The sequence below is a fragment of the Pleomorphomonas sp. JP5 genome, assembly GCF_023721815.1.
Lineage (GTDB): Bacteria > Pseudomonadota > Alphaproteobacteria > Rhizobiales > Pleomorphomonadaceae > Pleomorphomonas.
The window spans coordinates 680,663-701,778 of the sequence record NZ_JAMDLI010000007.1 but is presented as its reverse complement, the minus strand read 5'-3'; the positions used below and the strand labels follow the sequence as shown (position 1 = coordinate 701,778).

At 64.7% G+C, this 21,116-nt stretch carries 17 protein-coding genes; 8 read left to right on the top strand and 9 right to left on the bottom strand.

Annotated elements, in window-relative coordinates; translation table 11 throughout:
• Positions 1-308 precede the first annotated feature (308 nt).
• Positions 309-1,682: a leucyl aminopeptidase family protein gene (locus tag M4J40_RS10215; protein ID WP_405030742.1), complete on the bottom strand. Its 1,374-nt coding sequence runs from the start codon at positions 1,680-1,682 to the stop codon at positions 309-311.
• A 170-nt stretch (positions 1,683-1,852) separates the two neighbouring features.
• Here M4J40_RS10215 and M4J40_RS10210 point away from each other — a divergent pair, with 170 nt between their 5' ends.
• Complete coding sequence (locus M4J40_RS10210; protein ID WP_251753976.1) at positions 1,853-2,638, top strand: tetratricopeptide repeat protein; 786 nt, start codon at positions 1,853-1,855, stop codon at positions 2,636-2,638.
• 132 nt (positions 2,639-2,770) lie between these two features.
• Positions 2,771-3,160 carry a cupin domain-containing protein gene (locus tag M4J40_RS10205; protein ID WP_251753975.1) on the top strand — a complete coding sequence of 130 codons (390 nt, stop codon included), beginning with the start codon at positions 2,771-2,773 and terminating at the stop codon, positions 3,158-3,160.
• 9 nt (positions 3,161-3,169) lie between these two features.
• Here the strand turns inward: M4J40_RS10205 and M4J40_RS10200 are convergent, their stop codons facing one another.
• The 5 genes from M4J40_RS10200 to M4J40_RS10180 all read right to left on the bottom strand — a co-directional run bounded on the left by M4J40_RS10200 (position 3,170) and on the right by M4J40_RS10180 (position 8,856).
• Positions 3,170-4,462, bottom strand: a complete 1,293-nt coding sequence (locus M4J40_RS10200) for an amidohydrolase family protein (protein ID WP_251753974.1) — start codon at positions 4,460-4,462, stop codon at positions 3,170-3,172.
• Between the two features lie 23 nt (positions 4,463-4,485).
• Positions 4,486-5,415 carry a LysR substrate-binding domain-containing protein gene (locus M4J40_RS10195; RefSeq protein ID WP_251753973.1) on the bottom strand — a complete coding sequence of 310 codons (930 nt, stop codon included), beginning with the start codon at positions 5,413-5,415 and terminating at the stop codon, positions 4,486-4,488.
• A 215-nt stretch (positions 5,416-5,630) separates the two neighbouring features.
• Positions 5,631-6,110 (bottom strand): heme-degrading domain-containing protein, encoded by a 480-nt coding sequence (locus M4J40_RS10190; RefSeq protein ID WP_251753972.1) that lies wholly within the window; start codon positions 6,108-6,110, stop codon positions 5,631-5,633.
• Entirely contained in the window at positions 6,107-7,555 is a 1,449-nt protein-coding gene (locus M4J40_RS10185) for a lipopolysaccharide biosynthesis protein (RefSeq protein WP_251753971.1), read from the bottom strand. The genes M4J40_RS10190 and M4J40_RS10185 overlap by 4 nt, the downstream gene beginning before the upstream one ends.
• Positions 7,549-8,856 (bottom strand): VpsF family polysaccharide biosynthesis protein, encoded by a 1,308-nt coding sequence (locus M4J40_RS10180; RefSeq protein WP_251753970.1) that lies wholly within the window; start codon positions 8,854-8,856, stop codon positions 7,549-7,551. The genes M4J40_RS10185 and M4J40_RS10180 overlap by 7 nt, the downstream gene beginning before the upstream one ends.
• A gap of 181 nt (positions 8,857-9,037) precedes the next feature.
• Between M4J40_RS10180 and M4J40_RS10175 the strand changes: the two genes are divergently transcribed.
• From M4J40_RS10175 to M4J40_RS10165, 3 genes are all read left to right on the top strand, one after another.
• Positions 9,038-11,311 (top strand): exopolysaccharide transport family protein, encoded by a 2,274-nt coding sequence (locus M4J40_RS10175; protein WP_251753969.1) that lies wholly within the window; start codon positions 9,038-9,040, stop codon positions 11,309-11,311.
• Positions 11,312-11,619: 308 nt separating this feature from the next.
• Positions 11,620-12,486, top strand: coding sequence for a WecB/TagA/CpsF family glycosyltransferase (locus M4J40_RS10170; RefSeq protein ID WP_251753968.1), 867 nt, complete (start codon positions 11,620-11,622; stop codon positions 12,484-12,486).
• A 7-nt stretch (positions 12,487-12,493) separates the two neighbouring features.
• Entirely contained in the window at positions 12,494-13,738 is a 1,245-nt protein-coding gene (locus M4J40_RS10165) for a glycosyltransferase (RefSeq protein ID WP_251753967.1), read from the top strand.
• Here M4J40_RS10165 and M4J40_RS10160 read toward each other — a convergent pair.
• Positions 13,696-14,757: a glycosyltransferase gene (locus M4J40_RS10160; protein WP_251753966.1), complete on the bottom strand. Its 1,062-nt coding sequence runs from the start codon at positions 14,755-14,757 to the stop codon at positions 13,696-13,698. The genes M4J40_RS10165 and M4J40_RS10160 overlap by 43 nt on opposite strands.
• A gap of 166 nt (positions 14,758-14,923) precedes the next feature.
• On the opposite strand from M4J40_RS10160, the gene M4J40_RS10155 reads away from it, so the two are divergent.
• The 3 genes from M4J40_RS10155 (at position 14,924) to hrpB (ending at position 19,570) form a co-directional block, all read left to right on the top strand.
• On the top strand, positions 14,924-15,829 hold the full coding sequence (locus M4J40_RS10155; RefSeq protein WP_251753964.1) for a DMT family transporter: 906 nt from the start codon (positions 14,924-14,926) through the stop codon (positions 15,827-15,829).
• 73 nt (positions 15,830-15,902) lie between these two features.
• Positions 15,903-17,099 carry a lytic murein transglycosylase gene (locus M4J40_RS10150; protein ID WP_251753963.1) on the top strand — a complete coding sequence of 399 codons (1,197 nt, stop codon included), beginning with the start codon at positions 15,903-15,905 and terminating at the stop codon, positions 17,097-17,099.
• Positions 17,096-19,570, top strand: a complete 2,475-nt coding sequence (hrpB, locus tag M4J40_RS10145; protein WP_251753962.1) for an ATP-dependent helicase HrpB — start codon at positions 17,096-17,098, stop codon at positions 19,568-19,570. The genes M4J40_RS10150 and hrpB overlap by 4 nt, the downstream gene beginning before the upstream one ends.
• Here the strand turns inward: hrpB and M4J40_RS10140 are convergent, their stop codons facing one another.
• Together M4J40_RS10140 and M4J40_RS10135 are read right to left on the bottom strand one after the other, a co-directional pair.
• Entirely contained in the window at positions 19,571-19,954 is a 384-nt protein-coding gene (locus tag M4J40_RS10140; RefSeq protein WP_251753961.1) for a hypothetical protein, read from the bottom strand. It lies immediately after the preceding gene.
• 112 nt (positions 19,955-20,066) lie between these two features.
• Entirely contained in the window at positions 20,067-21,110 is a 1,044-nt protein-coding gene (locus M4J40_RS10135) for a sulfate/molybdate ABC transporter ATP-binding protein (RefSeq protein WP_251753960.1), read from the bottom strand.
• Positions 21,111-21,116: the final 6 nt, after the last annotated feature.

Below are 21,116 nucleotides of genomic sequence, written 5' to 3'. Positions count from 1 at the left end.
ACGGCGAGCGGCGACGCCCCCGTCATACCAATTCTCGTGGATTTGCGGCGAATATCCGAGATCGGGGGGATTTGGTATGCGGCCCACCCCGTACCGGAAATTCGGCCTGCAATGCCGACGAAGCATCGTCGAACCTAACGCAAGCCAATTTATATTTTCTTTTCATGGCTTTAACAAAAACTATCCCCCGCGTTCACGGAATGGCTCGGACAAGAGCAATGCGCAAGACGCAGACGAGCCGCCCGGCAGCGGCATAAGTATGCGCCGCCGAACAGCTTTTTTTAACGCGATGGATTACAAGACCGCTCTCAGCCGCGGCCGAAACGGTCCTTGAGATAGCCGTACAGGGCCCGGATGGCCTGCGCCTCTCCACCTTCCGGCTGCCCAGGCCGCGCCGCCGGCACCCAGGCGAAGATGTCCGCGTGCATCCAGGTCCTCGCCTTCTCGACGAAGCGACCGAGGAACAGCGCCGCAGTGATCGAACCGGCGAAGCCTCCGGGAGAGACGTTGTTGAGGTCGGCGATCTTCGACTTCAGGCCGTCTTCATAGGGCGCCCACAGCGGCAGGCGCCAGAGCGGGTCGCCAGCAACGAGACTTGCCGCCGAGAGGTCGGCGGCGAAAGCGTCGTCGCGGGTATAGAAAGGCGGGATATCCGGCCCCAACGCGACGCGGGCGGCCCCGGTCAGCGTAGCGAGATCGACAAGGAGATCCGGAGCCTCGTCGTCGGCGAAAGCCAGCGCGTCGGCCAGAACCAGACGCCCCTCGGCATCGGTGTCGCCGATCTGGACAGTAAGACCCTTGCGGGACGGGAAAACGTCGCCCGGCCGGTAGCTGGCGCCAGACACGGCGTTTTCCACGATCGGCAACACGACCCGCAGGCGCAGGTCGAAGCCGGCCTCCATGATCAGACGGGCCAGACCGAGCACATTGGCCGCGCCGCCCATGTCCTTCTTCATCAGCAGCATGTAGCTGCCACCCTTGATGTCGAGACCGCCGGTATCGAAGACGACGCCCTTGCCGACCAGCGACACCTTCGGAGCGTCGGGCCTCCCCCAGGTGAAGGTGATCAGGCGAGCAGGCCGGCTTGAGCCGCGCCCAACCGCCTCGACAAGCGGGAACTCGCGGGCGAGCAGATCGTCGCCGAGGTACTCCTCGAAGACCGCACCGTGGGCGGTGGCCAGGTCCCGGGCGACAGCCGCCAGTTCGGCCGGACCAAGATCGTTGGCAGGTGTGTTGACAAGGTCGCGCACCATGTAGATGGCGGCGGCGATCCGGTCGGCTTCCAGCCCCTCTTCGCCCTCCGGCAGGACGAGACGCGGCGTGTTGGTCTTCGGCTTCAGATAACGCTCGAAACGGTAGGATCCGAGTGCAAAGGCCAAGGCCGCTTCACCGACATTGCTCGGCCAGCCTTCCAGGCGATAGGTGCCGGCCGGCAATGCCGTAGCCAGCTTTCCGGCAAGGAGCGGCGGCCGAGCGCTTCCCTCGCGACCGAGGCCGAACAACACGGTTGCCAGCTCGCCTTCGGCGTTCGGCAGCAGAAGGACCGAGCCTTCATCGGCAGAAAAGGCATTGGCCTTTGCCCAGGCGGCGGCGCCGAGCTCGGCGAGCTTGGCGTCAAGGCCCTCGGCGGTGACGGCGTGGATGGAGACGGCGGGTTCATCGGCGGCGGCAAATGCGGGCAGCAAGAGAGCAAACTCCGGTTGAAATTCTTTTGAATGTAGAGAGACGGTCGGGCGGCGGCAAGGCGAACACATCAGCGCGCAAAGCAACGGATTAACCGGCCGTTAGGGTTAACAGATTACCAAAGATAGGCCCCAAGGCGGTGGAGCCGCCCCTCATCACGGTGAGATCGATGCTGTTTTCCGTCCGACGTTCCACGCTTCTCGCCCTGCTGCTGCCGCTGGCGCTCGCCTCTGCCGGGTGCTCCAGCAACAGACCGGTGCTCACGACCCGGGGCGATGTCTCGGTGACCGGTTCCGTGGATCGAATGACCGATGCGCAGATTGCCAACGCGGCGTCGGCCTGGGGCAAGCGCTACGACGCCGACCCCAAGAATCGAACCAACATCCTCAACTACGCCGCCGCCCTGCGCCTTGGGGGACGCACCGATCAGGCCGTTGCCGTCCTCGAGAAGGGCATGGTCGCCTCGCAGAACGATCCGGAAATGAGCGCCGCCTACGGCAAGGCGCTCGCCGCCAACGGCAACTTCGATCAGGCCCTCCGGGTCATCCGCCAGACCCAGAAGCCAGACCAGCCCGACTGGAAGCTCTACTCCGCCGAGGGCGCCATCCTCGATCAGCAGGGCAACCCGGCCGAGGCGCGCGCCGCCTATCAGAAAGCCCTGCAGATCGCGCCGGGCGAAGCCTCGATCTACAACAACCTTGCTCTGTCCTATCTCCTGGCCGGCGACGTCGCCAACGCCGAGAAGACATTGCGACAGGCGACGGCATTGCCGGGGGCGACAAGCCGCATCCGCCAGAACTTGGCGCTTGTACTGGGACTGCAAGGCAAGTTCAAGGAGGCCGACGCCATTGCCCGGCAGGAGCTGGACCCGGCGCAGGCTGAAACCAACGTCGCCTATCTCAAGTCGATGCTGAGCCAGACCAACACATGGCAGGAAGCCCGGAAAAAGGGCTGACGGGAGGAAACGCTGCCTGGGATCGTCAACCTCGCGGAGATCGCCTTCGACCCCGAAGACGACATCGATCGGACCGCGCCCGAGGGCTACGCGGCGCGCTTTGCCGCCATCGGTGCCCGGCTAGGCGCCAGGATGCTTGGCTGCTCGCTGATCGAGACAGCTCCGGGGTGCCGCGCCTCGCCCTTTCACAATCATCGATACAACGAGGAAATGTTCCTGATCCTGGAGGGCGAAGGGAACGTTCGCATCGGTGCCGAACGATATCCGGTTCGAGCCGGGGACATCATCTCCTGCCCCTCCGGCGGCCCGGAGACCGCCCACCAGATCGAGAATACCTCCGACACGCCGCTCCGCTACCTGGCAATTTCGACCAAGGCGGAGCCCGACATCGTCGACTACCCGGATTCGGGTAAGTTCCTGGTGACGGGCCGAATCTCGCCCGGCGACGCCACGCGCACCGAGCGCTTTCGCTTCATGGGTTGGCCGGAAGCGAGCCTCGACTATTGGGACGGCGAGAGCTGACGCAAAGGTTCACTCGCCGCGCGGTGGCGCATAGGCAGCCGGATCGACCGTGTTGGGGCGGCCGGGCAGGTCGAGCCGAGACATACGCGGCGCCGTGTCGGCGATCACCTTTCCATTCCGCACCACGCTGAGACGCGTCGGCTTCAGGCGGATCGCCTCCACCGTATCGCGCGCCTGAAGTACCACAAGGTTGGCGGCCTTCCCGACTTCAAGCCCGTAGTCCTCAAGCCCGATAGCTCTTGCCGCCCGGTCGGTGACGCAGTGGAACGCGGCGTCGATCGCATCGAGCGCCGTCATCTGGCCGACATGCACAGCCATGGACGCCACTTCCAGCATGTCGCCCGACCCCATCGAGTACCAGGGATCCATCACGCAATCATGGCCGAAGGCGACATTGACGCCGGCTTTCAGCAGTTCGGGCACCCGGGTCATGCCGCGCCGCTTCGGGTAGGTGTCGTGACGCCCTTGCAGTGTTATGTTGATCAACGGATTGGCGACGGCGTGGATACCGGCCTCCCGCATCAGCGGAATCAGCTTGGAAACATAGTAGTTGTCCATGGAGTGCATCGAGGTGAGATGGCTGCCCACCACCCTGCCCTGCAGGCCGGTGCGGATCGTCTCGGCTGCCAACGTCTCGATGTGGCGCGACAAGGGGTCGTCGCTCTCGTCACAGTGGAGATCGACCATCAGGCCTCGCTCGGCTGCGATCTCGCAAAGGCGGCGCACCGAGGCCGCGCCATCGGACATGGTCCGCTCGAAATGCGGAATGCCGCCGACGACATCGACGCCCATGTCGAGCGCCTTGAGAAGATTGCGTTCGGCCGTCGGTGACCGATAGAAGCCATCCTGCGGGAAGGCGACGAGCTGCAGATCGATATAGGGGGCGACCCGCTTCTTCACCTCAAGGAGTGCTTCGACGGCCAGAAGCCGGTCATCGCAGACGTCAACGTGGCTGCGGATGGCGAGCAGCCCCTGGCTGACGGCCAGATCGCAGTAGCGGAGAGCCCGCTCCACCACCGCCTCCTGGGTCAGGAGAGGCTTCAGTTCGCCCCACAGCGCGATGCCCTCCAACAGCGTGCCCGATCGGTTCATGCGCGGCAGACCGAGTGACAGCGTCGCGTCCATGTGGAAGTGCGGATCGACGAATGGCGGCGTCACCAGCCGCCCGGTCGCATTGACGGTCGAGCGAGCCGGTCCACCGATGGCCGGCCCGATGTCGACGATGCGACCGTCGCTGATGGCGATGTCGACACCGGTGCGGCCGTCGGCGAGATTGGCGTTTTCAATGAGTAGGTCGAGCATGGCGAGCCTCGGTCGGACGGAGTTCAGGAGGGCGCGTGGGCCGTCGGAGCCGCGTCGGTGTGATCCTTGAGATAGGTCCACAGGCGCTCGACTCGGGCGCGCACCTTGTCCATGTTGCGGTAGATGCGGATGCGCATCTCGATCACCGCCTCGGGATCGACGGCCACCAGCTTTCCCGACTCGATCTCCGCCTTGATTGTGTTCGCGGGGAGCCAGGCCACGCCGCGCCCGGTGATCGCCATGGTCTTGATCGCCTCGGCCATCGGGTTTTCGTAGATCTTGGCGAGATTCAGCGCTTCGCCGCGCTCGGCGAGAAGCACGGACACGAGCCGGCCGAGGAAGGTCTCCGGCGCGTAGGCAAGATAGGGGACCGGCTTGTCCGCCCCACCGGGGAGCGGGAACAACGGCGCCCCGGACTCATCAGGGGCCGATACCGGGATCACCCTGTCACCACCAAGGTCCAGGGAAGGGAAACGCTCGGGGTCGAGCAGCACCGGCACGCGCGGATGCTCGTAGGTGAGCAGGAAATCGCAATCGCCTTCCGCGAACATTCGAATGCTGTCGTGGAAGTTCTCGGTGATCAACCGGGCATGGATCGGCCCGAACCCCGCCTCGACATCCTTGAGCCACCACGGGAAAAAGGAAATCGACAGGGAATGCAGCGTCGAGAAGGTGAGAATGCCCTGCCCTTGCGCCCGCCCCGAACGCAACTCCGCGCGCTCGAGAAGGATGAGACGCAACACCTCCTCGGCAGTCTCGCGAAAACGACGACCTTCAGCGGTGAGCGTGGTCGGGTAGGTTGAGCGATCAACCAGCGGTACGCCGAGCCATTGCTCCAGCTGCTGGATACGGCGACTGAAAGCGGACTGCGTGACGCGGCGCTCCACTGCGGAGCGCGAGAAACTGCGCGTGTTGGCGAGGCTCACGAAATCCTCGAGCCACTTGATCTCCACGAACCGGTACTCCCCTTCGAGGCTCGCAGCCTCAACGCCCAACGGCGCGCCTGAAAAACGGTCACGCTCGTTATGTACGCAGACGGAAGGCAAAGTCGAGCCCCGTCGCCGGAGCAAATGCAGGAATGCACCGTCGGTGGATCCGACCGCGCACGGCACCTTTCGGCCTTGATGCAGCGAGACATTTCCGACCGGTCACCGGCCACCTGAAGATTTCAGCTCCGCCTTGCGAGAAAGCCTTCGATGGCCTCGACGACGAGGGCATGGTCCTCGTGCTGCGGCAGTCCCGATACTGTGGCGGTGCCGACGAGTCCGGTGCCGATCACCCTGATCGGGAAAGCGCCGCCATGGGCGGCATATTCGCGCGGATCGACGAGCATCGCCTCATGGAACGGCACGTCCTTCAAGGCCGCTCTTCTCCCCATGTAGTAAGAGGAGTGGCCGAAGCGCATGACAACGGCGTTCTTTCGGATGACCCACTCGTCGTTGTCGGCGCTGGTCCCAGGGAGCGCTACATGGAAGAGTTGCTGGCCGGCTCGCCTCACATCGATGGTGATCGGCAAGCTGCGGGAACGACCGAGCTCCACCATAAGAAGGCCGAGTTCGATGGCGGTTTCGTTATCGAAGGAGGGAAACTGCAGACGCTCTTCTTGCGCCAAGAGATCGTCGAGAAAATCCTGGGAAATAAACGTCATGGGCGCGTCCCCGCGAACTTTGCAGTGATAAGGCCGACCAGTGGCGGCAGATGCCTATAATAGACGGCGGCGAGCGCCACGGTATAGGAAAGACCGCCAATCAGCGTGGCGCCCACAAGACCAAGGGCGGTGTGCGGCCAATCTATCGCATAGACAACGCCCCCCATGATGGTCGTCGCTAGCGCGATGCGAACAGTGTCAAGCACGGGGACGCGGAAACCGCACAACCTGATGGCAATGGTGGCCGAAAGGGCCAGCGTCAGGCCTGAAGCGATCAGCGCGCCGATGACCACGCCGACGAGATAGTTCATCGAGAAGCCGACGACGGCTAGGCCCGCGGTGGCCACGACCTCGAACAGCCCGATAATGACCAGCAGTCCATATCGGCTGTCGAGCGTCAGCATCTGGCCGGTGGCGTGGGCATGATAGGCGCGGATCATGCCACCGAATGCCGCAAGCCCGAGAATCGACCGGGTCACGTCGCGATATGTCTCGGCGACAGCGAGGTCGACGAGAATGTCGGTAACAAGCCAAAGCCCCACCACCGAAGGGAGCAGCACGGCGGTGAGAAGGGCCGCGTTGACCTTGAGTTGTTCAAGCGCGGCATTGCGGTCGCCGGCATTGATCAGGCGGGAGGCGATCGGGAAAGCGGCCACGGACACCAGCATCGATGCGACGGAAGCCGAGCGTCGGCCGAGCCCCCAGCCAACCGCCATCAAGCCAAAGGCGGCCGAACCGCCGATGTAGTCGACAACATAGCGAATACCGTTCTCGCCGAACCATCCGATCCCGTTGACGGCCAACATTGGCCCACCATTCAGAATGGCCGCCTTCAAGATGGCAAGGTCGAGACGGGCCGTCTTGAGGCTCGCGCCGATCATCGGAAGTGCAATGGCGGTGCCAAGGGCCTGCATCGCCGCGTAGGCTATCAGAAGCTGGCCGGCGGAAGCACCGAAGAGCTCGATGGAGGCAATGCCCGCGACAAGGCCACCGACCGGGCCCGACGTCAACAGGAGCGTGTAGGCAAGAATCTTGTCCTGCGCTCTGGCCCGCTCGCCGAAGTGATTGTTGAGGCCGCGCGTCACGTAGTAGGCGGCGATGATCAGAAAGACGAGGAGAGGATCGCCGCGTCCGTCGAAAAAATGCATGGAGAGAGCGGCGGCGCCAAGCTCCGGAAGCGTCATCAGAACGAGAAGCGTCGTCTCGGTCTCAAGGTAGCGGCGGCGCCCGGCAACATTCTCCGACGGGGGCAGGAAGCGCAGCGTGTAGAAAGAAAACCAGGAGCGGCTCAACATGTAGGCCAGTTCCTGCGTCGAGGTGACGAGCACGAAGGTGGACATCTCGGCCGGCGACAACCACCAGGTCCAGATCATTACCGACAGGAACTGGGCGACCGGCGACAGGAACTGTGCCGGCAGATAGAGGAGCGTCTGACGGATCAGCATGATGACGACCTTTCCGGCGGCCGAAGGCGGCTGGCAAAGGCCGTGATGACGAGTGTGGTGAGCAGGCCAAGCTCGATCGACTTGGTGGAGAAGGAAGATACCGCCGTCGATATCAGGAAGTAGATGCCGAGCGGAAGGAGGACGGTTGCCCCGAAACGTCGGACCAGTTCGGCGAAAAAGGCGGCGAGCCCCATCAGAAAGAACAGTGTGACGAAGCCGCCATAATAGGCGATGAAGCCGATATAGGCGCTCTCGATGGCGATCGGCGTTCCGATCCTCGGCAGCATCGCCTTCACGGAAACAACATCCGGCGCGAAGATCACCTCCGACCAGGACATGTCGCGAAAGATCGACAACATGGCAACGCGCGCCATGGCGCTGCCGTCGTCATTGATGAAACGGCCAATCAGGCGGTCGACCATGCCGCCGTCGACGACCAGAACGGCACCGATCACCAGCAGCGTCGCGGCAAAGATGGCGGCAGCGGCCACCGGCAATGGAAAACGGCGTCCGAGCAACAGCCGAGCGCCCGAGAAGGCGGCAATGGCGAAAAGGGCAGCGGCCGACAGAACGATGGCGGTACGACCGCCAAAGAAAAACAGCGCTCCAAAGTGGAACACGACCAGAAGGAGACGCGGCACCGTTCGGAACGGCCCGACACCCAAGGCTAGCGATACCAGGCAAACCGTCGTGACCATGGCGTTCATCAAGGGATGGCCAAGCAGCGCCGTTGCCCGCCACTCCCATGTGAGCAGTTCGCCGTTGACATAGAGAGGGGTCAAACGGAAGCCGCTAAGCCCTTCGGCGTAACCGAGAGAGCTGTTGAGCACGAGGATGCCCTGCACGAGCAGTGCGACAAACCGCATCTCGCGCGGGTCCAGGCGGACGAGGGAAGCGAACAGGCAGGCCGTCATCACGAAGTTGTCGGTTACCTGGGAAATCGGCGTTTTCTGAACCCCAATGACCTGGAAAGCGAGAAGACCGATGGCGAGGAAGAGAACCACTAGGCCAGGGCTGTCCCGCCAACTGCGACCAAGAAATGGTCCGAGGCCACCGTCGACAACGATCCAGGCGACAAGCGCCAGAACGGACAGGTAGCTGGCCGGATGAATCTTGAGGAGCGGGCTGCCGCCCGCCGCGTCATAGGGGACGCCCAAGAGGTTGAGCATCGGTCCGGACAGAAGAAAGAGAGCGAGCACGGACAGAACCGTCAGCCCCACCGCGAACGGTCGGACGTCGATCGCAAAGCCGGCACTGCCGGCGCGATAGGAAACGGGAAGCTGAAAAGCCCGCAATGCCATACTGAGGTCGATCCCGTGGGTGAAACCTTCTGAAAACTTGAGTGGGATCGTCACGACTGCATGGTTAACTCGCGGTCTTCGCGAGGAGGATCGGTACCTCTATTTCGATCGACATCGTTCACGTTTCCTTAAGCGCGCCGCCCTATGGTTAACAAGCTGCAAACACGGGCGGATAAGCAAGTTGAACAGCCTCATCATATCCGATGACCAGAGCACTGTTAGGCGGGCGGCCGAGGAAACACGCCGCCCGGGCGAGGTCGACATCGGCCTGTTGCTTTCCATTCTTTTCCGTCAGTGGCGGCTGATTGCGCTGGTCACGCTGCTGTTTGTCGGCGCAGGCTTTGTCTATGCGACGTTTGCCCCCAGGGTTTGGCAGTCGACGGCCAGGGTGTTGCTCGACCCCAGCGACAAGCAGGTCGTGGCCGTGCCTGGCCTTTCGCAGCCAATGCAGGGCGTCGATGCTGCCTGGGTCGACACCCAGGCCAATGTCGTCACGTCCGCCTCGATCCTCTCGACGGTCATCGATACGTTGGGGCTCCAAAGCGACGCGGAGTTCGGGGGCAGTCGCGACGAAACACTGAGGGCGCTGGTCAAGGCCATCAAGGTTGAGCGCGCCGACCAGACCTATGTCCTCGACATTTCGGTTCGCAGCAGAGCCGCCGACCTTTCCGCTCGCATCGCCCAGGAACTGGCCGAAGCGTTCGTCGCAAACCAGGTTGAGGTGAAGCAGGCTGCGGTCCGCGAGGCGAGCAACCTCATCAACCGACAGCTCGACGACCTCAGGGCGAAGGCACGGACCGCCCAGGAAAAGCTCGAAGCCTACCGCCGGAATCATGGAATTCTCACGGCAAACGGCCGGTCCGTGGACGAGGATACGTTACGCCAGCTCAACGACGCCTATGTCGCCGCCCGCGTACGCACCCAGGATGCCAAGGCCCGTCGCGACAAGATCGCCGCCGCCCGCGCCGGTGGATCGGACGCCGCTCTGACGGGCATAGATTCCACGGTCCTGAGTCGCCTTAAAATCGAACGGGCACTCGCCGCTCGTACGGTTGGCGAGCTTGGTCAGGACCTCGGCCCGAACCATCCCCGCATGGTCGCGGCGCGTGCCGATCTCGTACGCGCCGAAGCCCAGATCGAAGGTGAGCTCAAGACCCTCTCTGTCAGCGCCGATGCCGAATACCAGGTGGCGGCGGCCTCCGAAGCAGCTGCGCGAAAGGCGCTCGACGATGCTGGCGCCGTGGTCACCGACACTAGCGAGCGGACCATTGAGCTGCGCGAACTCGAGAACGAAGCCTCTCTGCGCGCCGACATGTACAAGACCTATGTCGCGCGTACCGAGGAAATCACCTTGCAGGCCAATACGCAGGTATCGGATGCCCGCGTCATCGCACCAGCCAGCATTCCGCTGTATCCCTATGCACCACGTCAGACCCTCGTTCTGGCCCTTTGCGCCATTGCCGGTCTTGGTCTGGCTTTGACCATCGCCGTCTATCGCGGCCGCCGGTATTTGCCGGAATATCGGGAGACAAGCGATGAAGCCTTCGCGGCGCCCACGGACACCGGCTCGCTGCCTCTGCCTCCCCGCGAAGACCTGACGTCACCGCCAGAGCTGGAGACACCGCCAGAAGAGGATGCGTCCGGCACGCAGGCACCGGCAGTTCCGGTAGAGGATGAGACTCTTCCCGGCAGTGCCGCGGCAAAAGAGCCCGTAGCGCCATCAGTTCTTGCGGAGTTCACCGTCGCCACGCGCGCTTTCGAGCGCGACCTTCGCGGTCGGTCAGTCGGCCGGATGCCGCGCGACATCCTGACGAGCGCCCTTACCGACGGCGACGGCCTGCCCAGCCAGACCTCCTCCGAGGCTTTCGGAGCACTCGTTCGCAAGATCACGGCGGCGGCCGGCGCGTCGCGTCTGGTCCTCGTGCTCGGCGCCGACCACGGCCCGGCGGCGGCAACCATCGCCTTCGGTCTCGCCCACGTGCCGACCAGGGACGGCGTTCTGCTCATCGATGCATCCTGGGATGAGCTGCCGCTGCATCGTGCCTATGTCGACGAGGCGATACCCGGCGTCATCGACGTCATAGCCGGCAGGGCCGACGCGACCAGCATCGCCGTTTGCGAGGAAGGGCCCGACCTGACGCTCATCGGCGTCGGCGGCCCGGACTCGGCGGACGATATCGCCGCCGACGTCGGCCGTGTCGCCGATTTCGTTGACAAGCTGGCCGAGGATTTTGGTCGCATCATCCTGCATTGCGGGCACCGCCACTCGCCTGAACTGTTCCAGGCGCTTCTTGGCCGGGTTGACGCCGTGCTGATCGTCGCCGACGCGATCATCGAGCAGGACGACGAGGCGGCGGAAATGGTCCGCGATCTCGCCAGCATACTGCCCGCGTTCACCGGCGTGGTACTGGTGCACGAACGTACCGACACTCTCGCGGTGGCCGAGCGCGCCTGACCCTACCCGCGAGGCAGATGGGACGCCCCTTCGCCTCGATTTTGCACGCCTTTGGTGGTGGCAGAGCGACCGCAAGCACGCCTTGCGGCCCTTCCGATCGAAACAAATCGGCATTTCATTACAATTTGAAGGATCGGATAAATCCGTATTGAACCGCGGTCGATCTAGGTTGCGTCGAAGGGAAGGCCATGTCGACAGCTTGGCATTTTCCGGAAAACGCAATTCGCTGGGAGGCGAGGATGGGGCCTTGATGGTCCGTCGTGTGTCTCCGGCGTCGGGATGGCGCTTGACGCGCCGGAGAGTCGCCAATGTCAGGTCTGTTTATCGATCGTCCGGTTTCGACCGAAGCCGCAAAGTCTGCAGAATCCGGCCGCACACCCGAACCGATCGCTACGATCGACACGATACGTGTGAACATCGGGAAGCAGGCCGACCTCGTTCATCTCGTCACCTTTGACGCTTTGACAGGCAGGGGCGGCACCGTCTTCACGCTGAACCTCGACCATCTCGTCAAACTGGAGCATGATCCGGCCTTCCGCGCCGCATACGATCAGGCGACATACATCTCGGCCGATGGCGCCCCGGTTGTCGCCATGGCGCGCCGGCAAGGAGCGAGCCTCGTCCGCGTCACTGGCGCCGATCTTGTGCGCCCACTCTGCGGGGCGGCGGCTCTTGCGCGTGTTCCCGTGCATTTCTTCGGTACGAGTCCGGAGACGCTCGCCACCAGCGTGGCCGTACTCCGCTGCGAGTATCCGCGCCTTGTCGTTGCCGACTTCGAGAGCCCCCCCTACGGCTTCAGTCCTTTCGGCGTGGACGCCCGAGCCGCGGCCGAACGCATCGCATCGAGCGGCGCCCGAATCTGCTTCGTGGCGCTCGGCGCCCCCAAGCAGGAGATTTTCGCCGAGTTTGCCCGGCGGTGGGCGCCCGGCGTGACTTTCGTCTGCATCGGGGCCGCGCTCGATTTCATTGGCGGTCGCCAAAGCCGGGCACCGGAAGTGCTCCAGGCAGCCGGTCTCGAATGGCTATGGCGACTCGTTCACGATCCACGCCGCCTCGGAAAGCGCTATGCGCTGTCGGCGCTCTACCTCATGCGCTACAACGCGCGCAGCCTGGCAGGTCGGTTGTGGCGACGGCGCTCGACCCCGGTTTCCGGCAAAACGACTGGTGAGGAGTGACCATACGATGACGCATCGCATCACACTCTTCCACTCGATCGACCCGCGCGGCGGCAAGGTCGGCGGTGTCGAAACACACGTTCGGCTGATGTTGTCGCGTCACCCCGACAACGTGTCGGTCCTCCTCGTCGGCATCGACGAACGAGGCGACCTTGAAATCGGCAAGCCGGTGCAAATCGACTTCGAGGGGCGCCGCATCGACTTCCTGCCGGTGGTGCATATCCCCGGCGAGACGATGCACGCGGCGGCAAAGAGGATCACCGAGTCGGTGACGCTGCGCTTCACCCTCGGCATCATGCGTCATCTCCTGACCATTCGCCGCCTCTCCGCCGGCGAGACCGCCTCGACCGAGATCGAGCGCTTCGAGCAGGCGATTCCTGCCCGCCTGCTTGGCCACCCGGTGGTGCAACTCGTGCACAACGAGGAGACCAAGGGCGACAAGATGGACAGCCTTCTTGGCCGTCACTTCTGGCTTCACCGCCTCAGCGAGAAGATCGGCCTGGCGCTTGCCACCCGTGTCGTCGGTGTCAATCCCAACATCATCGCCCGCTACGAACGCGAGATGCCCAGGGTCGCGCGCAAATCAGAGTTCATGACCGTCTCGGTCGACACCGAGCGCTTCCCAGCCGCCCCCTTCCCCTCAAGCGACGTGTTTCGCGTGGTGTTCGCTGGCAGGCTCGACGCCTTCAAGGATCCGCCCTTGATGTTCGAGACGTTGCGGCGGCTCCATGCCAAGCTCGACGGCAAGCTGGAGTTCCATTACGTCGGCACATCCGACCCGCACCGCGACAAGGAGTTCGCCGCCATCGAGCCCTTCACCATTCGCCACGGCTTCCAGACCGGCGACGGCGTATCGGCGATCATGCGCAACTGCCACAGCGGCATTCTCACCTCCTACTTCGAGGGCATGCCCTGCTACCTTCTGGAGACGCTTTCGAGCGGCCGTCCGATGGGAGCGATCCGGCTGCCGCAATACGACCCGCTGATCGAGACGGGTGTATCTGGCTTCCTTGTCGAACGGCCAGAAGACCGCGAGGCGGCCGCCGAGGCAATGGCCAACAGCTTTGCGCGCTTGGCGGCGGATATCGCGGCCGGTCGGCTCGCCCCCAAGACGATCCGCGCCAAGGTGACGCCTTACTCGGTCGCCGTGCAGATGCCGAAGCTGTTCGAGCGGCATATCGCACTCGGCCGTGCCGGCGCTCCGCTCCGTCAGCCGGTTGCCGCCAGACCGGTGAACAGCCGCTCCCACTGATCGAGGCCGGCCTCGGCCGAGAACTCTCGCGCCCGGGAAACACCCGGGCCGGGGTCGGGCGCCGCTGCCAGCGCCCGGTCGAGTGCCATCGCCATCGCGGTGGCATCACCGACCGGAACGAGCGTGCCGTAACGTCCGGCCAGAATCTCCCGAGACCCTTCGCAGTCGGATGCCACGACCGCGAGACCTGCGGAAAGCGCCTCGACAGTGGTCATGCCGAAGGCTTCGGTGCGCGAAGGCACGGCCGCGACGCTCGACCGGCCGTAGACCTCTGCTGCCGACGAAACCCGCCCGAGAAAGCGGACCCGGTCGCCGATGCCAAGGGCTGCCACCTGTTCGGCCAGCCTCTCTCGCTCCGGTCCGTCGCCGCCGATGATGAGGGTCGCGCCAGGAGTCGTCAGGCGAGCGAAGGCGTCGACCAGCACGTCCATGCCCTTCTCTCGCGACAAGCGGCCGACGGCGCCGACGGTCGGGGGGCGAGCGGCGATCTCCTCGGGGGTGGCGGCAGCGAGCAATGGCACCGGATTGTAGATGCGCTCCGTCCGAGCCTTCGGGGCATGCCAGCGTTCGACGAGCGCCCGAACGACGCCGTCGGAGACGCCGACGAAGCGTCGCACCAAAGGTACGAGCACGGGCAAACCATAAAAGCCGAAGGCCGACAGGCGGCCCGTCTTGTACTCCTCGAACCCGTGATATGAAAAGACGAGCGGCGTCCGTGACAGGGCGAGCGCCTTGGCGACTGCCAGCTTGACGCAGGAAACAGATACGGCGCCGGCGACCACGTCGAAACGGCGGGTCCGAAGCAGCCGGGCGAGCCGCAGCACCGCGACAGGGTGGTGCTTGCCAACCTCGATTGCGTCGACAGCTGGATCCACGCCATCGTTGGCCGTGGTTTCGTCGAAAGCAAAAGTGACGCGGTGGCCGCGGGCCGCAAGACCGTTGGCGAGAATGGCCCAAACACGTTCGGCACCGCCGCCACCGGAGGCGCGGGTGTAAAGAAGGATTTCAAGCTTCCGCATCGTGTCTCCAGACCGGCAAGAGCCGGCACGAGGTTAGCCTTGGTGCACTCGCTCGGCCAAGCGGGTAAATAAGAGACGGTGCCGGGAAATTGCCCGGCCATTCTCGCCAAGGGCACGGGGATCGGCTATCGAAACTCAGCATTCGTGGATGTCTGCGGAGTTCCCGTTGTCCGTCGCGCTTCTGACCCGCCGTGCCGTCGGCTCCACCGCCGGCCTCGGTATATTCATGATGTTCTTCGGCGACTTCATGTTCGCCGTCAATGACATCATGGGCAAATGGCTGGCGGACACCTACTCGGCCGGCCAGATCGTGCTGGTGCGGTCGCTCGCCGCGCTCGTCATACTCTCCCCCATGCTCCTGAAGGGTGGCGTGCCGAGCCTCGTCAGGATCGAGAAGCCGGGGCTGCAGTTGTCCCGCGTCGGGCTGGCAACAGCCGAGCTCGTGTTCTTCTACATGGCCGTCCGCTTCCTGCCTCTCGCCGACGTCATGACGTTTTATCTGGCCGGGCCGATTTACGTCGCCGCCGTCTCCCCCTGGCTACTTGGCGAGCGGGTGAGCGGCCGCCAGTGGCTGGCGATCGCCGTCGGCTTTGTCGGCGTCGTTCTCGTGCTGCGCCCCGGCTCGGGCAGCCTGTCCTGGCCGGCGCTGGTCTCCATAGGGGGCTCCCTCTGCTACTCCATGATGGTGGTGCAAAGCCGCCAGCTCCGAGGCACGCCCGATCGGGTGCTCGTGTTCTGGCAGACGATCGGCGCTCTCCTCATCGGCGCCGTCCTGGCTCCCTTCGGCTGGGTGACGCCGGGCCCTGTCGACCTCTTGATGCTCATCGCCCTCGGCGTCATCTCGATGACGGCCCATCTTTGCATCGCCCGGTCGCTCAAGCTGGCGCCTGCTGCCGTGGTGGCTCCGATCCAGTACACGCTTTTGCTGTGGGCGGTCCTGTTCGGCTGGCTGGTGTTCGGCGACCGGCCGCACCCGTTGATGCTGGTGGGCGCGGCGGTGATCGTCGTGGCCGGGCTCATGGTGGTCGGCGGGCGCGACCGGCACAATGGCGTAACGGAAGAAGCCGACTGATACCCTGTCGATTGTCGGCGAATGCCGCTATGATCAGTTTCAACGAGTCCAGTCCTTTCAGGAGGTTGTCTTCATGCGGTCTTCGGTTCCCGTCCTTGCAGCGTTGGTTCTCGGACTGCCGACATTCGCCACGTCCGGTCTCGCCGCAAGCTGCAGCGCCAAGGGCGACGGCTTTGGAGCGTGGCTCGCGGGCTATTCGAAGACACTGGTCGAGGCCGGTCTTCCGGCCGATGCCGTACGGTCGTCTCTGTCGGGCATATCTTTCGATCCGGCGGTGATCCGGAAGGACCGTGGACAGGGCGTCTTTTCGCAGACGTTCGCCGAGTTTGCCGGCCGCATGGTCAACAAGAACCGCCTGACGGTCGGCGCCCAGAAGATCAAGGCGAACGCCGATCTTTTCGGTCGAATTCAGGCTCAGTACGGCGTGCCGCCGCAGGTGATCGTCGCCGTCTGGGGGCTAGAGAGCGACTTCGGCGCCAATACCGGCGACTTCCCGACCCTGCAATCGCTGGCGACGCTGGCCTACGACTGCCGCCGGCCGGTCATGTTCCAGAACGAGTTGCTCGATGCCGTCCAGATCGTGGCGCGGGGCGACCTTAGCCCGGCCGAGATGAAGGGAGCCTGGGCCGGCGAACTCGGCCAGACGCAGTTCCTGCCGTCCAACTATCTTCGCTACGCCGTCGATTTCGACGGCGACGGCCGCCGCAACCTCATCAAGAGCGCGCCCGACGTTCTGGCCTCCACCGCCAACTATCTGCAGTCGCTCGGTTGGGCGAAGGGGCAGCCCTGGCTCGTCGAGGTCGACATCCCCGCCCAGCTGCCGTGGGATCTGGCCGACCTGCCGATCAAGAAGCCGGTCGCCGAATGGCAAGCGATGGGCGTGCGCGCCGCCAACGGCTCGATTCCCGACGGACTTGCTGCGCTCTACCTGCCAATGGGGCGCTTCGGACCGGCCTTCCTCGCCTATCACAACTTCGACGTCTATCTCGGCTGGAACGAGTCGCTGGTCTACTCGACGACCGCCGCCTACTTCGCCACAAGGCTCGCTGGCGCTCCCCCGGTCGGTGCCGGCAACGGCAAGGTCGAGGCTTTGGGCGCTTCCGACATCGCCTTCATCCAGGGCGCGCTGACGGCAAAGGGCTTCGACGCCGGTCCCAAGGACGGAAAGCTCGGCCAGCGGACGCGCGAGGCGGTGCGAGGCTTCCAGTTGAGGGCTGGCCTGCCGGCCGATGGCTGGCCGGATTCGGCGCTGGTCCGGGCTCTCAGGTGATCTCCATTCCGGACCGTTTTTCGCCGCCGCTACCCATCGACGCGGTGCTGGACAACGTCCGCGCATCACTAGAAACCAGCCCCCGCCTCGTTCTCGTCGCCGCCCCCGGCGCCGGCAAGACGACGCGGGTGCCATTGGCGTTGCTCGGTGCACCGTGGCGTCGGGGCAAGCTGCTCGTCGTTGAACCGCGCCGCATTGCGGCCCGCGCCGCGGCGGCGCGCATGGCCGAAAACCTCGGCGAGAACGTCGGACAAACGGTCGGTTACCGGGTCCGGATGGATTCGAAGATCTCGGCAAACACGGTGATCGAAGTGATTACCGAAGGCGTGTTCACGCGCATGGTCGTCGAGGACCCGATTCTCGAGAGTGTATCGGCGGTCCTGTTCGACGAGTTTCACGAACGCTCGCTGGACGGCGACCTCGGTCTTGCGCTTGCCCTCGACGGAGCGGCGCTCAGGGATGACCTGAGGATCGTCGTCATGAGCGCCACACTCGATGGCGGGCGCGTAGCGTCTCTCCTCGGCGGCGCGCCAGTTGTCGAAAGCGCCGGTCGCACCTTCCCGGTCGAAACTCGCCACATCGACCGCGATCCTCTCCTCCGCTTCGAGGATCAAGTAGCCGAGGCGACGCTAAGAGCGATACGGGAGGAAGACGGTTCGGCTCTTGTCTTCCTGCCGGGGCAGGCGGAGATACGGCGTGTCGCCGAGCGGCTCGAGGGTCGTCTGCCGCTCGGCGTTCGCCTTGCGCCGCTCTACGGGGCACTGACCGCTGCCGAACAGGATTTCGCCATCCGCCCCTGCCGACCGCCGGACCGCAAGGTGGTGCTGGCCACGGCGATCGCCGAGACATCGCTGACGATCGACGGCGTGCGCCTCGTCATCGATGGCGGCCTCTCTCGCGTACCCAGGTACGAACCGGACACTGGCCTGACGAGACTCGAGACGGTGCGTGTCTCCCGCGCCTCGGCCGACCAGAGGCTCGGTCGCGCCGGCCGCACCGAGCCTGGCGTCTGCTGGCGGCTCTGGAACGAAGGGCAGACGGCGGCGCTGCCACCCTATTCGACGCCGGAGATTCTCGAGGCCGACCTCAGCCAACTGGCTCTCGACCTCGCCGCCGTCGGCATTCGAGACCCTGCCACGCTCGCCTTTCTCGACCCTCCGCCCAGGCCGGCCTGGAACGAGGCGCAGGAGCTGCTGCGCGGCCTCGAGGCGATCGACGACGACGGTCGCATCACTGCGGAAGGCAAGGCGCTGGCTCGTCTGCCCCTGCCACCGCGCCTCGCCCACATGATCCATCGCGCTGCCGAGCTTGGAGCGGGGCGGATGGCAGCCGACATCGCCGCGATCCTGACCGAGCAGGGTCTCGGCGGCGACGCGACCGACCTCGCCGACCGCCTCCAGCGCTTCAAAGCCGACCGAGGACGACGGGCGACGGATGCGCGCGCCATGGCCGCGAGATGGGCAAAGCTTGTCGGAGGGGACGAGGTAGCTCAAAAGATCTCGCTGTCCCCCGGCGGCATTCTCTCGTTCGCCTATCCCGACCGTGTTGCCGAAGCGCGCGGACAACGCGGTACGTTTCGCCTGGCAAGCGGTCGTGGCGGCATGCTCGAAGACTACGATCGGCTTGCGAAGGAAGACTTTCTGGTGGTCGCCGATCTCGCCGGCAAGGCCGAGCGAGCGAGGATCCGACTGGCCGCGGCCATTTCCCGCGACGAAATAGAGACGCTGTTTGCCTCCAGGATCGTCGCCGAAACCGCCTTGCAGTTCGACGCGACGGCCCGTGCCGTTCGAGCTCGGCGCATCCGTCGGCTCGGAGCGGTGAAGCTCGCCGAGGAGCCAATGGCCGCGCCGGCCGACGTGGAGACTGTCACAGCGCTTCTGTCCGGCGTTCGACGCGTTGGGGTTGACCGTCTCGGCTGGTCAAAGGACCAGCGGCGGCTGAGAGAACGCTCCAGCTTTCTCAACCGCACCGTGGGCGAGCCCTGGCCGGACCTTTCCGACGGCGCGCTCGCCGAGGAGCTCGACGACTGGCTCGCCCCGTTCGTCGACGGCTTGACCCGTTTCGACGACATCGACGCGGCTCTGCTTGGCGCGGCTCTGGACCGGCTTGTCCCCTATGGTCTTCGACAGGACATGGACCGGCTGATGCCGAGCCATTTCGAGGCGCCGACCGGCAGCCGGGTCCCCATCGACTACGCGGCAGACGGCGGACCTGCCGTTGAGATCCGTGTACAGGAGCTGTTCGGTCTCGATCGTCATCCGGCCATTGCCGGCGGGCGCGTGCCGCTGACCCTTGTGCTCACTTCGCCGGCTCACCGGCCGATCCAGACGACCAAGGACCTGCCCGGCTTCTGGCGAGGCTCGTGGAAGGACGTCGCCAAGGATCTCAAGGGGCGCTACCCCAAGCACCCCTGGCCGGAGGATCCGCTGGCCGCCGAGCCGACGCGTCGGGCCAAGCCGCGCGGCGCCTGATCAGCGGACGTTCAGCGTGACGTCATAGGTCGTGTAGGTGTAGAGCTTTTCGGACGTGTCGACGGCATAACCCAGGCTGACTTTCAGATGATCCGTGCCTCTGAACCCCTTGGCCGACGTGTAGTAGATCTTCGTGCCCACGAACTTCCGCCCCTGGCAAGGCGGTTGGGTGGCGATGAATGTCTCCCGGCGCACAACCAGCTTGCCGTGTTCCGGCTCCTTCAAGACCTTGGTCCTGAACTGGCCGGACGAAACGCAGTTGTCCGTGTAGATGTACATTTCCCTGTACTCGGTCCGCCCGGACCTGACGTCGAAGCGTAGATCTTCGGCATGAGCAACTGTGATCAGCGGCAGCATGGCCGCAACGGCAACAAGAGAACGCATGAACGAGTACCCCCGACACAATCCGATGCGCCCACGCAAAGGACGGCTCCAACCATAGCTGTTATCAGGGGTTGCGTAGCGTAGCAAATACCGCCGGTCCCACTCCATCGCTTCAGCCTGAGAACAGTCCTGCCGCGCGGATTTCCAGCGCGGCGCGGTCACCGATGCGAGGCGGCTCGCGGTCGGCGGGCGTCAACGCCTCGATCACCGCCTCGGTGCCGTCGGCACGGAAGCCGATGCGGCGCGACGACCCCGAGCGATGCAAAGAGACCACGGTTGCCCAAAGGCCATCGCCGTCGCGTCGGAAGGCAACATGCTCGGGGCGAACATAGAGTTTCGCCGGCCCGTCGAAGAGGAGCGGCGGCAGCTTTGGAATCGAAACCTCCTGCTGTCCAACGAAGGGACGCCCCCTGTCGACCCGGACGTCGAGGCGGACCGACTCGCCGATGAAGTCGAACACGAAGGGGGTCGCCGGTCGGTCGTAGACATCCTCGGGCGTACCTTCCTGTTCGATCTTGCCGTTGCTCATGACGACGACGCGATCGGCGAGATCCAGAGCCTCTTCCTGATCGTGCGTCACGAACAGGGTGGTATGACCGGTCCGGTCGTGGAACTCCCTCAACCACAGACGCAACTCCCTGCGAACCTTGGCATCGAGGGCGCCGAAGGGTTCGTCGAGCAGCAGCACGCGCGGTTCGACGGCAAGGGCCCTGGCGAGCGCCACCCGCTGGCGCTGTCCGCCGGAGAGCTGGCTCGGGTAGCGGCCGCCGTAGCCGGACAGCTGGATCAGGGCGAGCAGTTCTTCAACCTTGTCGGAAATGGCAGCCGCCGACGGTCGCGTCCGGCGAGGGCGCACCCTCAGGCCATAGGAGATGTTGTCCGCAATGGTGAGATGCTTGAAGAGGGCATAGTGCTGGAAGACGAAGCCGATCTGTCGTTCCTGCACGCTCTTGAAGCTGGCGTCCTCGCCACCGAACAGGATCTGCCCACCTGAGGGAATTTCGAGACCGGCAACGCAGCGCAGAAGCGTCGTCTTGCCCGAGCCGGACGGTCCCAGCAACGCCAGGAGTTCGCCCGAGGCGACCTTGAGGTCGACGCCATGAAGAGCCGCCGTACTGCCGAACGTCTTCGTGAGATTGCGAATGTCGAGTTCCATCGAGGA

Bases quoted from the DNA above. Each gene is read 5' to 3' on its own strand.
- M4J40_RS10210 (WP_251753976.1), top strand. From the start codon at position 1,853: ATGCTGTTTTCCGTCCGACGTTCCACGCTTCTCGCCCTGCTGCTGCCG.
- M4J40_RS10205 (WP_251753975.1), top strand. From the start codon at position 2,771: ATGCTTGGCTGCTCGCTGATCGAGACAGCTCCGGGGTGCCGCGCCTCG.
- M4J40_RS10200 (WP_251753974.1), bottom strand. From the start codon at position 4,462: ATGCTCGACCTACTCATTGAAAACGCCAATCTCGCCGACGGCCGCACC.
- M4J40_RS10190 (WP_251753972.1), bottom strand. From the start codon at position 6,110: ATGACGTTTATTTCCCAGGATTTTCTCGACGATCTCTTGGCGCAAGAA.
- M4J40_RS10185 (WP_251753971.1), bottom strand. From the start codon at position 7,555: ATGCTGATCCGTCAGACGCTCCTCTATCTGCCGGCACAGTTCCTGTCG.
- M4J40_RS10180 (WP_251753970.1), bottom strand. From the start codon at position 8,856: ATGGCATTGCGGGCTTTTCAGCTTCCCGTTTCCTATCGCGCCGGCAGT.
- M4J40_RS10170 (WP_251753968.1), top strand. From the start codon at position 11,620: ATGTCAGGTCTGTTTATCGATCGTCCGGTTTCGACCGAAGCCGCAAAG.
- M4J40_RS10165 (WP_251753967.1), top strand. From the start codon at position 12,494: ATGACGCATCGCATCACACTCTTCCACTCGATCGACCCGCGCGGCGGC.
- M4J40_RS10160 (WP_251753966.1), bottom strand. From the start codon at position 14,757: ATGCGGAAGCTTGAAATCCTTCTTTACACCCGCGCCTCCGGTGGCGGC.
- M4J40_RS10150 (WP_251753963.1), top strand. From the start codon at position 15,903: ATGCGGTCTTCGGTTCCCGTCCTTGCAGCGTTGGTTCTCGGACTGCCG.
- M4J40_RS10140 (WP_251753961.1), bottom strand. From the start codon at position 19,954: ATGCGTTCTCTTGTTGCCGTTGCGGCCATGCTGCCGCTGATCACAGTT.
- M4J40_RS10135 (WP_251753960.1), bottom strand. From the start codon at position 21,110: ATGGAACTCGACATTCGCAATCTCACGAAGACGTTCGGCAGTACGGCG.